The following is a 590-nucleotide window of genomic DNA, read 5'->3' as shown; positions in this document are numbered from 1 at the left end:
CCTTCGGACTCAAATAGTATTTTTCCGGCACTTGCTCCGTCAAAATCTGCGACAAGAAAGATCCGTTTTCTTCGCTGGGGCACTCCCCAGTATTGTGCATCAAGAACTCTCCATGCGAGGGAATAGGATTCTGCCAGAATCTCTCCGGCTTTTGTCCATTTTCCCGCAGGTCGAGGAATTGAAATGCTGCTGTCTTTGACCGAACAGATGGCTTCGAGGACACAGCGGAAATCTTCTCCGCAGTTGGAGGAAAATGCTCCGGGGACGTTTTCCCAGACGATGTATCTTGGATATTTGCCATTGCTTACACACCTCATTTCTCGGATGATACGGATTGCTTCGTGAAACAGAGAAGAACGGCTGCCGTTCAGACCGGTTCGTTTTCCGGCGATGCTCATATCCTGGCATGGACTGCCAAAGGTGATGATGTCCACAGGCGGCAGCTTTGCACCATGCAGTCCGCTGATATTGCCGAAGTGTTGTACCTGCGGCAGGCGTTTTTCTGTCACACGAATGGCAAACGGTTCGATTTCAGAAGACCAGACAGGCACAATGCCTGTCAGCAGTCCGGCAAGTGGAAAACCGCCGCT

General features: G+C 51.2%; 1 protein-coding gene. It reads right to left on the bottom strand.

Annotated elements, in window-relative coordinates; genetic code table 11:
- A partial coding sequence (locus RUMCAL_RS02785; protein ID WP_021680967.1) for a DNA cytosine methyltransferase occupies positions 1 to 590 on the bottom strand: 590 nt, incomplete at both ends.

Origin of the sequence: Ruminococcus callidus ATCC 27760, assembly GCF_000468015.1 — a bacterium.
Lineage (GTDB): Bacteria > Bacillota > Clostridia > Oscillospirales > Ruminococcaceae > Ruminococcus_C > Ruminococcus_C callidus.
This window is presented reverse-complemented; position numbering and strand designations above follow the sequence as displayed.